Here is a 12,827-nt window from a genome sequence, read left to right on the forward strand (position 1 = left end):
CACATGACAAGCGGCCCGCAAGGGGCCGCCGTGTAAGACAAGTGCAAATGCCGGCAGACGCCGGCTATCACCTTAGTACGCCAAGGTACGCACGCCTTCCGGCATGCCCAGCAGGCAGACATTCGCGCCGCGCACGGCGAACAGCCCGACGGCGATGACGCCGACGATCTGGTTGATCTGCTGTTCCAGCGCCACCGGGTCGGCGATCTGCAAGCCCAGCACGTCGATGATCTCGCCGCCGTTGTCGGTGATGAATGCTTCCGTGCTGCCAGGCTTCAGGCGCAAGCGGGGCGTGCCGCCCAGCGCGGCCAGCTGGCGCGAGACGGCGGCGCGCGCCATCGGCACCACTTCCACCGGCAGCGGGAAGGCACCGAGGGTCTCGACGAGCTTGGAGCCGTCGGCGATGCAGACGAACTGTTTCGCGACGGACGCGACGATCTTTTCACGCGTCAATGCCGCGCCGCCGCCCTTGATCATGGCGCCGCTGGCCGTGATCTCGTCGGCGCCGTCGATGTAGACGGCGATCAACTCGACGTCGTTCAGGTCGAAGACGGGAATGCCATGACCGGCCAGGCGCGCGGCCGTCGCTTCGGACGACGCGACCGCCCCCTTGATGCGGTCCTTGATCTTGGCCAGTTCATCGATGAAAAAGTTGGCGGTGGAACCGGTGCCGACACCGATGATTTCACCGTCCACCACATAGTTAATGGCGGCGCGGGCTACGGCTTGCTTCAATTCGTCTTGGGTCATGGCAAAAAAAGGCTAAAGTGAGGAATGCCGCTATTTTAACGGATTGCCGGCCCGGCCAGCCGGCCATGATGACGGACCAGGCGACGGGATACAACAGGCAAGTGGAAAAGACTTGCCCCAAGGCAATTGCCCAGCCAATTACTCTCTATGCCCTCTAAAATATGCGAAAATGGAACGATTGACCGATATGACGTTTCAGGAATAGCACATGAATCACAGTAAGCAGGTACTTGTTGTCGATGACAGCCGGGTTTCACGTCTGATGTCGCATCAGTTCATCCTCAGCAAACATGCCGACTGGCAAGTGATTGAGGCGGCGACGGGTGAGGAAGCCCTGGAAAAAGTCAAGACTGTCAGCCCTGTGCTGATATTACTGGATGTCAACATGCCCGGCATGGGCGGTGTGGCGGCGGCGGAACAATTGCGCGCGCTGTGCCCCCAAACGCACATCGTTCTCGTCACGGCGAACGTGCAAAACGCCATCCGCAACCGCGCCATCGAACTTCGTGTCGGCTTCATGGAAAAACCGATCACGGAAACCCGCATCCACCAGCTGATCGAGTCACTGGGACTGTGAGCATGGTCAATCTCTCCGAACTGGAAAACGATGCCCTCGTGGAGATATTCAACATCGGGGTGGGCCATGCGGCCGCCGCGATGAGCGAGATCGTCAATGAAGAAGTCACCATGTCGGTGCCGTCGATCACTTTCCTGAACCGTGCCGATGCGGCTGCCCTGCTGGGCAGCAAGAAGGATGGCGAACGCATCTGCGGCGTCAGCCAGCATTACGATGGCGCCTTCGCCACCGAAGCCATCCTGATGTTCCCGGAAGATAAAAGCCTGGAAATCGTGCGCCTGATGGTGGGCGACGCCATGCCGCTGCAGGAACTGACGGAGATGGAACAGGAAGCGATGAGCGAAATCGGCAACATCATCCTCAATTCCTGCGTAGGGACTTTGGCCAACCTGTTCGACAGCGAACTGCATGGCTCGCTGCCCCTGTACCACGTGGGCACCAGCGCGGAAATCCTGTCTTCGTTCGGCGGCCACGATGACGAGGCCGTCGTACTGATGCTGCATATCGACTTCGTGCTGTCCAAGCACCAGATCCACGGTTATGTGGCATTCGTGCTCGACCTGTCCGCCCTGCACGACCTGAAGCAGCAGGTCAGCCACTATCTGGCCAAGGTCCTGGGACAGGCGTGACGATCATGCCGGATGCCTTACACCGACTCGCCCTGCTCGAGAGCATACTCGGCGCCGTCAACCTGGGCGCCATCGTGCTCGACGAGCAGCACCGCATCGTGCTGTGGAACCACTGGATGGCGCGCCACTCGGCATGCCAGGCCGACGCCGTGCTGGGCCAGGATTTCTTCACCGTCTATCCGGAACTGCGCCACAAGCGCATCGATTCGGCCATCACCCAGGCCCTGCGCGACAATTTCCAGTCGCTGCTGTCGCAAACCCTGCACAAGGCGCCGTTTCCCCTGTACACGCATGGCGCGGCCGAAGGCCGGGAGCGCATGCAGCAGGCGATCGCCGTCACGCCGATCAATTTGCCCGATTCGCCGCGCCACTGCCTGATCCAGATCAATGATGTCACCATCGCCGTGGGCCGCGAAAAGCTGCTGCGCGAACAGACCATGGTCTTGCGTTCGCAAACCTTTGCCGATGGCTTGACGGGCATCGCCAACCGCCGCCACTTCGACGTGGCGATCGAGAAGGAAATGCGGCGCGCCATGCGCACGGGCAGCCCCCTGTCGCTGCTGATGATCGATATCGATCACTTCAAGGATTACAACGACCATTACGGCCACCAGCAAGGTGATGATTGCCTGATCCGCGTCGCGGCCGAACTGGCCGCCATGCTGCAGCGCCCCACAGACTTGCTGGCGCGCTATGGCGGCGAGGAATTTGCCGCCATCCTGCCCGACACGGACGCGGCGCAGGCGCTGCGCATGGCCGAGGTAATCCGCCAGCACGCGGCCGGACTGCGCATTCCGCATGCCAAGACGGGTAATGAGGTCAAGCACATCACGGTCAGCATCGGCATCGCCACCCAGCACCCGCAGCAGCAGCCGACCATCTCCGCCCTGATCGGCGCCGCCGACCGCGCCCTGTACCTGGCCAAGGGCGCCGGGCGCAACCGCGTGATGGTGCAGCCGCTGTAAAAAAAGCAACGCAGGGCAAAGGATTCCAGTAGACATCTTTATGGCGTGTGCGTAGACTCGTCATTGATTGCAGCAACAATAACAAGAATTTATCTGTGGTATCTATCCCTGCGCATGGCTCACCATGCGGGACACGGCCAGGAGCGCTTGTGAATCTCGATCCTCCCCTCAGATCCGGCTTGCCGGGTGCCGGCATGGATACGACCATGGTCAACGGCATGCGCCTGCTGCTGTCGAGCGCCACCTTGCTGACCCTGTTCATCGACCCCGAAAGCGCCGGCAAGCTGAGCAAGATTACCTGGCTGATCTTTTCCGCCTACACCATGCACAGCCTGCTGCTCTACGTGCTGGCCGTGCTGGGCTTCAGCCTGCCCCAGGACATCTTGCTGTACTGGCTCGACGTGGCCTGGTATGCGCTGATCGTGTTTTCCACCAGCAGCCACAACAATTTATTCTTCCTGTTTTTTTTCTTTGCCATCCTGACCTCGTCGTTCCAGCGGGGCTTCGAGGAAGGCGCGCGCGTGACCCTGGCCTCGGCCGGCCTGTTCGCCGCCACGGCCCTGTTCGGCGAATCGGATGCGGAGCTGTCGCGCCTGCTGCTGCGTACCACCTTCCTGCTGGCGCTCGGCTACATGATCGCCTACTGGGGCGGTTCGGCCATCACGCAGCGCAGCCACCTGGCGCTGCTGCGCGATGTCAGCCAGCTGTCCAATCCGCGCTTTGGCGTCGACCAGACCATTACCTCCGTGCTGGAAAAAACCCGCAGTTATTTCAACGGCCGCAGCTGCCTGCTGATCATGCAGGACAAGGGCACGCGGGTCTGGTCGCTGCGCAGCGTGCTGCAAACGGCAACGGGCGTCGTGCACACCAGCTCGCTCCTCAGCGATGACGCGGCCAGTCCCCTGCTCGCTTTCCCGCACGATAAAATCGCCTTGTACAACCAGCCCGCCGGCCGCTGGCTGCCGTGGACAGGCGGCGCGCGCATGCTCGATCCCGACAGCGGACGCTGGCTGCGGCACGACGACGCGGCAGGCGACCGCCTGGCCGAGCTGCTCGAAGCGCACGCCTTCATCAGCGCACCGCTGCCCCTGCGCAATGGCAAGGGCCGCATCTTCATCGTCTCCGCCACCAGCATGAGCAAGACGGACGCCCTGTTTCTCAGTCATATCGGCGCGCAGGCGTTTCCCGTCATTGAAAACATCGACCTGCTCGACCGCCTGGCGTCGCAGGCGGCCTCGCGCGAGCGCGAAAAGATCGCCCGCGACCTGCATGACACGGCCGTGCAGCCGTATATCGGCCTGCGCCACGGCCTGGCCGCCCTGCGCAACGAAGCCACGCCCGGCAACCCGCTGCTGCCCGAACTGGAAAAACTGATCATCATGTCGGGCCAGGTGATCGCCGACCTGCGCAGCTACGCGCGCACGTTCAAGAACGGCCAGGTGCAAAGCGAGCCGGAACTGCTGGTCGCGCTGCGCCGCCAGGCCACGCAGATCCGCGAATTCTATGGCATCGACATCGCCCTGCAAATCGAAGGCGACCTGCACATCAACGACCGTCTGGCGGCCGAGGTGTTCCAGATCGTCAACGAAGGCATGAGCAATATCCGCAAGCATACGTCGGCGCGCCACGGCGCCGTCAAGCTGACCTGCGTGCAGGGCGCGCTGCACATCAGCATCGACAACGAATGCGCGGCCGCGCACGTCCCCGATTTTCTGCCCGACTCGCTGGCCGAACGCGCAGCTGCCCTGGGTGGCACGGCCCGCGTCACGCATGGCATGCTGGGCAACACCTCCGTGCAGATCGAGATCCCCATATGAACGACTTACGCTACACGCCCCCGGCCAGCCATGTCATCAGCGTCATGCTGGTGGACGATCACAAGACCATGCTGTGGGGCCTGGAGCGGCTGATCGGCGGCGAGCACTCGGGCATGCGCGTGGTCGCCACGGCGTCCGACAGCGCCGAGGCGCTGGAGCAGGCGAAGGCGCTGCAACCGGATGTGATCGTGCTGGACCTGGACCTGGGCGGCATCAGCTCGCTGGCCATCCTGCCCGCGCTGGCGCAGTGCGGCAGCACGCGCGTGCTGGTGCTGACGGCCAGCCACGACCAGGCCGTCCTGGACCAGACGGTGCTGAAAGGCGCGCGCGGCATCGTCAGCAAGGATGCGCCGGCGGAGATGGTGCTGAAGGCCATCGAAAAGGTATACCAGGGCGAGCTGTGGCTGGAACACGCGATGCTGGGACGCATGCTGACGCAGCTGACCCAGCCCGGCGGCGGCTCGGCGCAAGCCATCGCCATCGCCAGCCTGACCCTCAAGGAAAGAAAGATCATCGCCGCGCTGGTGCACGGCAGCGGCACGCCGGCCAAGCTGCTGGCGGACCAGCTGTTCATCTCCGAACACACCCTGCGCAACCACCTGACGTCGATCTACCGCAAGCTGGGCGTATACAACCGCCTGGAACTGTACGCCTACGCCACCAAGCACCAGCTGGGCCAATTGCCGCCCGGCGCCTGACGCCGCTGTCCCCCGGCACGGCCACTGCCCGGCCGCGCACTCCCTCCGCCGCCCCCTTCGCCAGCCACCGGCGCTGCCTGCGCCCGCGCGCTCGCACGCCAGACTCGACCATGACAATTGTCACGAAAAAAACAAGCAATTCCTCCTTGCAATAAAAGGATGTTCTTCTGATGTAGATCAAGGTGCCAACTTCTATAGTGGATTTACCGGAGTGCAAATCACCGCGCGGCCCACCACGACACGGAGCACAGCATGCGCCTTGACAAGTTTCTTCCGACAGCCCTGATCACCTATTTGCAGGGCAAGGAAAAGGCTGCGTTCTACCGCTATGCCCTGGTGGCGGCCCTCATGGCGGTGGTGTGCATCATCGGACTGCTCGCACTGGGCGAAAGCCCATGAGAGCGTAGCAACAGGAAGCAACACCGCCATGCCGTTTTACCCACCGCCGTAGCTTAACCACCACCAGGAGTTGTCATGAACCTCATCAAAAACTTTATCCGCGAAGAAGATGGCGTCACCGCAATCGAATATGGCCTGATCGCCGCCCTGATCGCCGTGGTGATCATCGCCGCCATCACCATCGTCGGCACGCAGCTGAAAAAAACCTTCAGCACCATCGGCACCAAGCTGACCACCGCCAATGCCTGACGCGGTGCCGTCCGGGCCGGCCCAGCCCCAGCCCGGACTACGCTTCCCCATATTTCCGGCACGCCCACCTTGATACCGCCTAGCGAGGCCCATCGTGAAATCTCTCTTCAGCCGTTTATCCGACGAGTCCGCCGTTACAGCGATCGAATACGCGTTGCTGGCGGGCCTGATCGCGGCAGTGCTGGTGCTCACGATCACCGTGCTGGGCGACCAGGTCAAGCTGCTGTTTGTCTACGTCAAGGACCAAGTGGTCCTGGCCCTGTCATGAACACCCTGCGCGCCTCGCTGCGCACCCACCGCGCCCTGCTGCTGATCGTGCTGCTGTACGCCGCCGCAGCGACCATGCTGGCCGGCGGCCTGCCCAGCGCATCGGAGATCCTCAACGTGCTGGCCGGCTTCCTCGTGGCCATCCTCACGGGTCCCGTCTTCATCCTGTGCGGCTACACCATCCACGTCATGGTGATGAAACGCCCGCACCGCCTGTGCCACTATCTGTACCACGATCTGCGCCGCTACCTGAGCAACGAACGCCTGCTGCACGCGCTGCCGGCCATGCTGCTGATTCCCGTCTTCGCCTCCAGCTTCACCGTCTTCAAGGGCGCCATTCCGCGCCTGCACCCCTACACCTGGGATGCCACCCTGTCCGCCTGGGACATGGCGCTGCATGGCGGCATGGCCCCATGGGAAAGGCTGCAGCCGCTGCTGGGCCACCCGCTCGTCACGGGCTTGCTCAACTTCAGCTACCACTTCTGGTTCTTCCTGTTCTACGCCATCCTGTACTGGCTGATCCTCGACACGCGCCGCCCGCTGCTGCGCATGCAGTTCCTGCTCAGCTTTGCGCTGACCTGGATCGCCCTGGGCAGCATCCTGGCCGTGCTGTTTGCCTCGGTCGGTCCCTGCTACTACGGCCACCTGCACGCCAGCGATCCGTATGCGCCGCTGATGGCCTACCTGCATGACGCCAACCAGCACGTTCCCGTCTGGGCCCTGCAGGTGCAGGAGATGCTGTGGCAAGGCTATCAAAGCAAGGGCGCGAACGGTGAACTGGGCATCTCCGCCATGCCCAGCATGCATGTGGCCACCGCCGTGCTGATGGCCATCATGGGCTGGAAGGTCAGCCGCGCCGCAGGGATCGCCCTGTCCGCCTTCGCCATGCTGATCCTGCTCGGCTCCATCCACCTGGGCTGGCACTATGCGCTTGACGGCTATGTGGGTGCGGCCGGCGCGGCGCTGGTGTGGCGCCTGGTGGGACGGCTGCTGGGCAACCAGGCCGCGGCACCGGCCATGCACATGGCCACGGCGCCCTGCATGAGCAAGGAAGGACTGACGTCATGAACGCCCACCTGCCCATGCTGCTGTGCCTGGCCGTGCTGGCCACCCTGCTCGCCAGCGCCCTGTGGCACGACCTGCGCACGCGCCGCATCCCGAACCGGCTGGTGTTGTGGGGCACGCTGGCGGGCTTGATCCTCAACGGCTTCGTGCCATCGGGCGCCGGCCTGTTCGACGCCTCCTTCGGCGGCCTGGGACTGCTGCAGGCGCTGGCCGGCGCCGCCGCCGGACTGGCCCTGCTGCTGCCCATGTACCTGCTGCGCTCCCTGGGCGCCGGCGACGTCAAGCTGATGGCCATGTGCGGCGCCTTCCTCGGTCCCGACGCCGTGCTCGAAGCGGCCCTGCTGACCTTCCTGTGCGGCGGCGTGCTGGCCCTGGCCGCCGCGCTGGCCGGCCAGCGCCTGCGCCAGGTGCTGAAAAATACCTGGCACATGATGCTGGGCGCGCTGCTGCACAGCCTGGCCGGCGGCGCCGCCACGATCGCCGAACCGCCGCCGGCCACCGGCAAGCTGGCCTACGCCTTCGCCATTGCCAGCGGCACCGGCTTGCAGGTCTTCCTGCAATACACCCACCTGTGGAGCCTGCGCTGAAACGCGCCGCTCCGACGACCAGCCACCATAGGACTCGACCATGGACACCCTCGCCACCCTCTGCCACTCGCGCCACGCCAGCCTGTTCACCAGCATCGCCATGGCTTGCCTGTGGACGTTCTTTGCCAGCGCCCACGTGGTGGGATTCCTGCACAGCGGCGACTGGAGCTATCTGCTGTTCTGCGCCGCCGAAACCCTGGCCGCCCTGTTCTTCATCGTGCGTTCGGCCCCCGTCAGCGTCTCCACCGATGCGGGCGACTGGCTGCTGGCCATCGGCGCCACCTTCGCGCCCTTCCTTCTGTCCCCCGCCGACATGGCCATCTGGCCCGGCGCGCGCTACCTGCTGGCCGTCGGCAGCCTGCTGCAGATCGCCGGCCTGCTGTCGCTGAACCGCAGCTTCGGCCTGGTGGCGGCGCAGCGCGAGATCAAGACGGGCGGCGTCTACCGCGTGATACGCCATCCGCTGTATGCCAGCTACCTGATTTCCCTGAGCGGCTACCTGCTGGCCAACACTTCGCCCGCCAACACCGTCATCTATGTCGCGACGATGGGCATGATGGTGATGCGCCTGCTGCGCGAAGAGCGTTTCCTGTCCGCCGACGTGCGCTACCGCGTCTACATGCGCCAGGTGAAGTACCGCCTGCTGCCCTTCATCTTCTGATATCCGGCCATCCGAACAAGAGGAGTATCCATCATGCCTGACACCTATCCAGAACGCAGCGACGGCGGCGGCGTCGAACCGGCGGCCAAGCGCGCGCCACGCACGGTCGAGGAAACGGGATTGCCCTTCCTGTTCCTGGTCGAACTGCTGGTCAAGATACTCTTCCTGCGCGGCCAGATCGGCCTGCCCGCCCTGTCGACGCACGTGAAACTGGGCGCCGGCGTGCTCGAACCGCTGCTCACCTTCATGCGCGCCGAAAAGCTGTGCGAAGCGCGCCGCAACGGCGGCAGCGGCACCGACGCCGACCTGTATTACCTGCTGGGCGACCAGGGCCGCCTGCGCGCCGCCGAATACATGCGCCGCAACGCCTACAGCGGTCCCGCCCCCGTCACCCTGGCCGATTACAGCAACCAGGTGCTGGCGCAAAGCGTGGCCGACATGCATGTCACGCGCGACGACGTGCAGCGCGAATTTCGCGACGTGGTGGCCAGTTCGGCCGTGCTCGACCAGCTGGGCGCAGCCATGAATTCCGGACGCGCCCTGTTCTTTCACGGCCCCGCCGGCAGCGGCAAGAGCTACCTGGCCGAGCGCCTGAACGGCTTGCTCAGCGGCGCCATCGCCCTGCCCCATGCCGTGATGGTCGACGGCGAAGTGCTGCCCTTCCTCGATCCCATGCTGCACACCCTGTCAAACAAAGGCCGCGTGCCATCCGACCCGCGCTGGGTGCGCGCCGAACGCCCCGCCGTGCTGACGGGCGGCGAGCTGACGCTCGACATGCTGGACCTGCAATTCGACCAGGGCACCCGCCTGTACCAGGCGCCGCCGCACCTGAAGGCCAACAACGGCATCTTCATCATCGACGACCTGGGCCGCCAGCGCTGCTCGCCCGTGGAACTGATGAACCGCTGGATCGTGCCGATGGCGCGCCACATCGATTACCTGTCGCTGCACACGGGCTACAAATTCCCCGTGCCCTTCGACGTCATCGTCGTGTTCTCGTCGAACCTGGCGCCGCAGCAGCTGGCCGACGATTCCTTTCTGCGCCGCATCGGCTACAAGATCCATGTGGGCCCCCTGAGCGCCTACCACTACCTGGCCGTGTTCCGCAGCACCTGCGCCCAGCTGGGCATCAATTTCGACGAAGCCTCCTACACCTACCTGCTGCACCTGCATAGCCTCTACAAGCGGCCCTTGCTCGCCTGCTATCCGCGCGACATCCTCGCGCAGGTCTGCGACCAGGCGCGTTATGAAGACCACCCGGCGCAACTGTCTCCGGAAGTCCTGTTCTGGGCATGGCAAAACTATTTCGGCAGCGATAACGACCTCGCAAGCACACACACCGGACCGGCAGCGGTCCAGCACAAAGGGGAAGCAAAATGAGAAACGCACGCGCTCTGACGATGATGGCCATTGCGGTCATCCTGGCGTTCGCCGCGGTCATCGTGGCCGCGCGCTGGATCAATGCCCAAGCCTCGGGCAACATCAACAAGGTGGCCGTGGCCCAGGTCGACATCAGCCTGGGGGCGCGTCTCACGCCCGACATGGTGCGCATGGTCGACTGGCCATCGAACGCGCTGCCGCCCGGTGCCATCAACGATCCGAAACTGCTGGAAACGCGCGTCACGCGCACCAGCATCCAGCACGGCGAGCCGATCATGGAAGGCAAGCTGGCGCCTCCCGGCACGCAAGGCGGCCTGTCGGCCGTCGTCGCCGAGGGCAAGCGCGCCATGACCGTGCGCGTCAACGACGTGGTGGGCGTGGCCGGCTTCGCCCTGCCCGGCAACTTCGTCGACATCCTCGTCAACACCCAGGGCGAAGGGGCCCGCAAGACGCCGGACCGCGATCCGAACATTTCCAAGATCGTGCTCGAACGCATCCTCGTGCTGGCCATCGCCCAGGAATCGAGCCGCGACGACACCAAGCCCAAGGTGGTCAACGCCGTGACCCTGGAGCTGACGCCGGATCAGGCTGAAAAACTCGACCTGGCGCGCAGCGTGGGCACCCTGTCGTTGGTGCTGCGCAATCAGATCGAGGACAAGCCCGTCAACACGGAAGGCGCCACCAAGTCCAGCTTGCTCGATGAAAAGGTCGCCATGGCCGCCCCCGCCGCCATGGTGCAAGCCAAGCCGCTGCCACGCCGCCGTCCCGCCGCCGCACCCGCGCCTCAGGCCGGTCCACGCGTCGATGTCATCAAGGGGCTGGAACGCAGCTCCCAACAATTCTAACCTGCACCAGAGGAGTCACGCCATGAGCACATATTGCACAGCAAGCGGAAGCCGGGTACTGAGCCTGGCGCTTGCCCTCGCCATGATCGGCGCCCTGGCGCCCCAGGCACGCGGCGAACCCGTCGCCGCTGCCGCCACCGCCGCCGGCACCGACACGGGCGCCGCCAGGAGCAGCCGGGCCGCCGCCCGGCCCAGGGCCACGCCGCCGCAAAGCGAATCGCGCGCCGGCCGCACCGAAATGGCGCCGCAAATGAGCCTGGCCGAAGGCAAGTCGACCCTGATGCGCCTGCCGTTCGCCGCCAGCCGCATGTCCGTCGGCGACCCGCGCATCGCCGACGTCATCCTGCTCAATCCCAACGAGGTGTACTTGCTGGGGCGTTCCGTCGGCACCACCAACCTGATCCTGTGGAACAAGAGCAATGACGCCACCATCATCGACCTGGCCGTCGGCATCGACAGCAGCAGCCTGCAGGCACGCATGGCCGAACTGCTGCCGAACGAAAAGATCCACGTCACGGTGGCGGGCGACACCCTGATCCTGTCGGGCATGGTCAGCGACGTCGTCAAGGCCGACCAGGCCCTGTCGCTGGCCAACGCCTATGTACAGCGCAGCGCCCGCAGCGGCGCGGCCAGCTCCGGCGCCACGCCAGCCGCGGGCGCCGCCGCTGCCGCTCCCGCCGCCACGCCCGATGCGGCCGCACCGCGCGTGATCAACCTGCTGTCGATCGCCGCGCCGCAGCAGGTGATGCTGGAAGTGAAGGTGGCCGAAGTGTCGAAGGTGCTGGTCGACCAGCTGGGCGCCAGTCTGGGCATCAACAAGACCATCGGCAGCTGGTCGTATTCGCTGCTGTCCAGCCTTCTCAGCAACAATCCCAGCGGCTTGAGCGGCGCCAGCAAGAACAACTTCTTCAACCTCGACGCGCAAAAACGCGATGGTCTGATCAAGGTGCTGGCCGAACCGAACATCATGGCCATCAGCGGCCAGGAGGCCAGCTTCCTGGCCGGCGGCAAAATCTTCATCCCCGTCAGCCAGAGCAACAATAACGGCGTGCCCACCATCACCCTGGAAGAGAAGGAATTCGGCGTGGCCGTGAAATTCACGCCCACCGTGCTCGATGGGGGGCGCATCAACCTGAAGGTGGCGCCGGAAGTGTCGGACCTGAACAAGGACGGCATCGGCATCACCGCCACCGGCATCTCGGCCACGGCCATCCTGCCCTCGTTCACGACGCGGCGCGCCACCACCACGGTGCAGCTGTTTGACGGCCAGAGCTTCGCCATCGGCGGCCTGATCAAGAACAACGTGACCAGCAATATCAAGGCCCTGCCAGGCCTGGGCGAAGTGCCCGTGCTGGGCGCCCTGTTCCGCAGCACGGACTTCCAGACGGACCGTTCGGAACTGGTCTTCATCATCACGCCGCACCTGGTCAAGCCGCTGCCAGCCGACTACAAGCTGCCCACCGACGGCTACATCCAGCCGACGCGCGGCGACATGTTCATGCAGGGAAAAATGGAAGGCAGCGCGCCCACTCCTGCTGCCGCCCCCGCAGCGCCGGCAGCGCCCATGCAGCCGCAAGCGGCCGCGCCCCAGTCCGCCGCCGGCTTCGACCTCAAATAGGAGAACACCATGAAAACCGCACATTGCCTTCCTTGCGCCACCCTGCTGTCGCTATTGCTGTTAGCCGGCTGCGCCGCCACCACCACGCCCGTGCTCGATTCGCACTTCGGCGAATCGGTGGCCCTGCTCAAGGCGCAGCAGATCATGTATCCGGACGCCTACCGCAACATGGACCCCGTCAGCGGCATCGACGGCAAGGCCGGCGCGAGCGCCTACCAGCGCTACCAGAAATCGTTCGCCGCGCCGGAACCGCAGCCGAATGTCTTCACCATCGGCGTGGGCGGACGCCAGTAGGCGCCAGTTTCGCGACGCACTCCCCC

At 64.7% G+C, this 12,827-nt stretch carries 16 protein-coding genes; 15 read left to right on the top strand and 1 reads right to left on the bottom strand.

Annotation, left to right across the window (positions count from 1 at the left end):
* Window positions 1–72: 72 nt before the first annotated feature.
* Window positions 73–750 carry a ribose-5-phosphate isomerase RpiA gene (rpiA, locus tag JAB4_RS23250; RefSeq protein ID WP_070222445.1) on the bottom strand — a complete coding sequence of 226 codons (678 nt, stop codon included), beginning with the start codon at window positions 748–750 and terminating at the stop codon, window positions 73–75.
* Between the two features lie 208 nt (window positions 751–958).
* Between rpiA and JAB4_RS23255 the strand changes: the two genes are divergently transcribed.
* The 15 genes from JAB4_RS23255 to JAB4_RS23325 all read left to right on the top strand — a co-directional run bounded on the left by JAB4_RS23255 (window position 959) and on the right by JAB4_RS23325 (window position 12,801).
* Window positions 959–1,327, top strand: a complete 369-nt coding sequence (locus tag JAB4_RS23255; RefSeq protein WP_070222443.1) for a response regulator — start codon at window positions 959–961, stop codon at window positions 1,325–1,327.
* 2 nt (window positions 1,328–1,329) lie between these two features.
* Complete coding sequence (locus JAB4_RS23260) at window positions 1,330–1,956, top strand: chemotaxis protein CheC (protein WP_070222465.1); 627 nt, start codon at window positions 1,330–1,332, stop codon at window positions 1,954–1,956.
* A 5-nt stretch (window positions 1,957–1,961) separates the two neighbouring features.
* A complete protein-coding gene (locus tag JAB4_RS23265; protein ID WP_070222467.1) occupies window positions 1,962–2,921 on the top strand; it encodes a GGDEF domain-containing protein in 960 nt (319 codons plus the stop codon).
* 149 nt (window positions 2,922–3,070) lie between these two features.
* The gene (locus JAB4_RS23270; RefSeq protein WP_139142972.1) at window positions 3,071–4,738 is read left to right on the top strand and encodes a histidine kinase; all 1,668 of its coding nucleotides are present in this window, start codon (window positions 3,071–3,073) and stop codon (window positions 4,736–4,738) included.
* Window positions 4,735–5,436, top strand: a complete 702-nt coding sequence (locus tag JAB4_RS23275) for a response regulator transcription factor (protein WP_070222441.1) — start codon at window positions 4,735–4,737, stop codon at window positions 5,434–5,436. The genes JAB4_RS23270 and JAB4_RS23275 overlap by 4 nt, the downstream gene beginning before the upstream one ends.
* A gap of 252 nt (window positions 5,437–5,688) precedes the next feature.
* The gene (locus JAB4_RS23280) at window positions 5,689–5,835 is read left to right on the top strand and encodes a hypothetical protein (protein ID WP_157814672.1); all 147 of its coding nucleotides are present in this window, start codon (window positions 5,689–5,691) and stop codon (window positions 5,833–5,835) included.
* 75 nt (window positions 5,836–5,910) lie between these two features.
* Window positions 5,911–6,084 (top strand): Flp family type IVb pilin, encoded by a 174-nt coding sequence (locus tag JAB4_RS23285; RefSeq protein WP_070222439.1) that lies wholly within the window; start codon window positions 5,911–5,913, stop codon window positions 6,082–6,084.
* A 94-nt stretch (window positions 6,085–6,178) separates the two neighbouring features.
* On the top strand, window positions 6,179–6,352 hold the full coding sequence (locus tag JAB4_RS23290; RefSeq protein ID WP_071650227.1) for a Flp family type IVb pilin: 174 nt from the start codon (window positions 6,179–6,181) through the stop codon (window positions 6,350–6,352).
* Window positions 6,349–7,419 (top strand): phosphatase PAP2 family protein, encoded by a 1,071-nt coding sequence (locus tag JAB4_RS23295; RefSeq protein WP_070222437.1) that lies wholly within the window; start codon window positions 6,349–6,351, stop codon window positions 7,417–7,419. The genes JAB4_RS23290 and JAB4_RS23295 overlap by 4 nt, the downstream gene beginning before the upstream one ends.
* Window positions 7,416–8,003, top strand: a complete 588-nt coding sequence (locus tag JAB4_RS23300) for an A24 family peptidase (RefSeq protein WP_217494568.1) — start codon at window positions 7,416–7,418, stop codon at window positions 8,001–8,003. Before JAB4_RS23295 ends, JAB4_RS23300 begins: the two co-directional genes overlap by 4 nt.
* Before the next feature lie 40 nt (window positions 8,004–8,043).
* Window positions 8,044–8,664, top strand: coding sequence for a methyltransferase (locus JAB4_RS23305; RefSeq protein WP_070222435.1), 621 nt, complete (start codon window positions 8,044–8,046; stop codon window positions 8,662–8,664).
* A 33-nt stretch (window positions 8,665–8,697) separates the two neighbouring features.
* Window positions 8,698–10,044, top strand: a complete 1,347-nt coding sequence (locus JAB4_RS23310; RefSeq protein ID WP_070222432.1) for an ATPase — start codon at window positions 8,698–8,700, stop codon at window positions 10,042–10,044.
* Entirely contained in the window at window positions 10,041–10,889 is an 849-nt protein-coding gene (cpaB, locus tag JAB4_RS23315; RefSeq protein WP_058049598.1) for a Flp pilus assembly protein CpaB, read from the top strand. The genes JAB4_RS23310 and cpaB overlap by 4 nt, the downstream gene beginning before the upstream one ends.
* A 22-nt stretch (window positions 10,890–10,911) precedes the next feature.
* Entirely contained in the window at window positions 10,912–12,507 is a 1,596-nt protein-coding gene (locus tag JAB4_RS23320; protein WP_070222430.1) for a type II and III secretion system protein family protein, read from the top strand.
* 9 nt (window positions 12,508–12,516) lie between these two features.
* Window positions 12,517–12,801: a hypothetical protein gene (locus JAB4_RS23325; protein WP_070222427.1), complete on the top strand. Its 285-nt coding sequence runs from the start codon at window positions 12,517–12,519 to the stop codon at window positions 12,799–12,801.
* Window positions 12,802–12,827: the final 26 nt, after the last annotated feature.

This window comes from Janthinobacterium sp. HH102 (genome assembly GCF_001758625.2).
GTDB lineage: Bacteria > Pseudomonadota > Gammaproteobacteria > Burkholderiales > Burkholderiaceae_D > Janthinobacterium.

Bases quoted from the DNA above. Each gene is read 5' to 3' on its own strand.
- JAB4_RS23320 (WP_070222430.1), top strand. From the start codon at position 10,912: ATGAGCACATATTGCACAGCAAGCGGAAGCCGGGTACTGAGCCTGGCG.
- JAB4_RS23310 (WP_070222432.1), top strand. From the start codon at position 8,698: ATGCCTGACACCTATCCAGAACGCAGCGACGGCGGCGGCGTCGAACCG.
- rpiA (WP_070222445.1), bottom strand. From the start codon at position 750: ATGACCCAAGACGAATTGAAGCAAGCCGTAGCCCGCGCCGCCATTAAC.
- JAB4_RS23265 (WP_070222467.1), top strand. From the start codon at position 1,962: ATGCCGGATGCCTTACACCGACTCGCCCTGCTCGAGAGCATACTCGGC.
- JAB4_RS23325 (WP_070222427.1), top strand. From the start codon at position 12,517: ATGAAAACCGCACATTGCCTTCCTTGCGCCACCCTGCTGTCGCTATTG.
- JAB4_RS23255 (WP_070222443.1), top strand. From the start codon at position 959: ATGAATCACAGTAAGCAGGTACTTGTTGTCGATGACAGCCGGGTTTCA.
- JAB4_RS23285 (WP_070222439.1), top strand. From the start codon at position 5,911: ATGAACCTCATCAAAAACTTTATCCGCGAAGAAGATGGCGTCACCGCA.
- JAB4_RS23305 (WP_070222435.1), top strand. From the start codon at position 8,044: ATGGACACCCTCGCCACCCTCTGCCACTCGCGCCACGCCAGCCTGTTC.
- JAB4_RS23295 (WP_070222437.1), top strand. From the start codon at position 6,349: ATGAACACCCTGCGCGCCTCGCTGCGCACCCACCGCGCCCTGCTGCTG.
- JAB4_RS23275 (WP_070222441.1), top strand. From the start codon at position 4,735: ATGAACGACTTACGCTACACGCCCCCGGCCAGCCATGTCATCAGCGTC.
- JAB4_RS23280 (WP_157814672.1), top strand. From the start codon at position 5,689: ATGCGCCTTGACAAGTTTCTTCCGACAGCCCTGATCACCTATTTGCAG.
- JAB4_RS23260 (WP_070222465.1), top strand. From the start codon at position 1,330: ATGGTCAATCTCTCCGAACTGGAAAACGATGCCCTCGTGGAGATATTC.
- cpaB (WP_058049598.1), top strand. From the start codon at position 10,041: ATGAGAAACGCACGCGCTCTGACGATGATGGCCATTGCGGTCATCCTG.
- JAB4_RS23300 (WP_217494568.1), top strand. From the start codon at position 7,416: ATGAACGCCCACCTGCCCATGCTGCTGTGCCTGGCCGTGCTGGCCACC.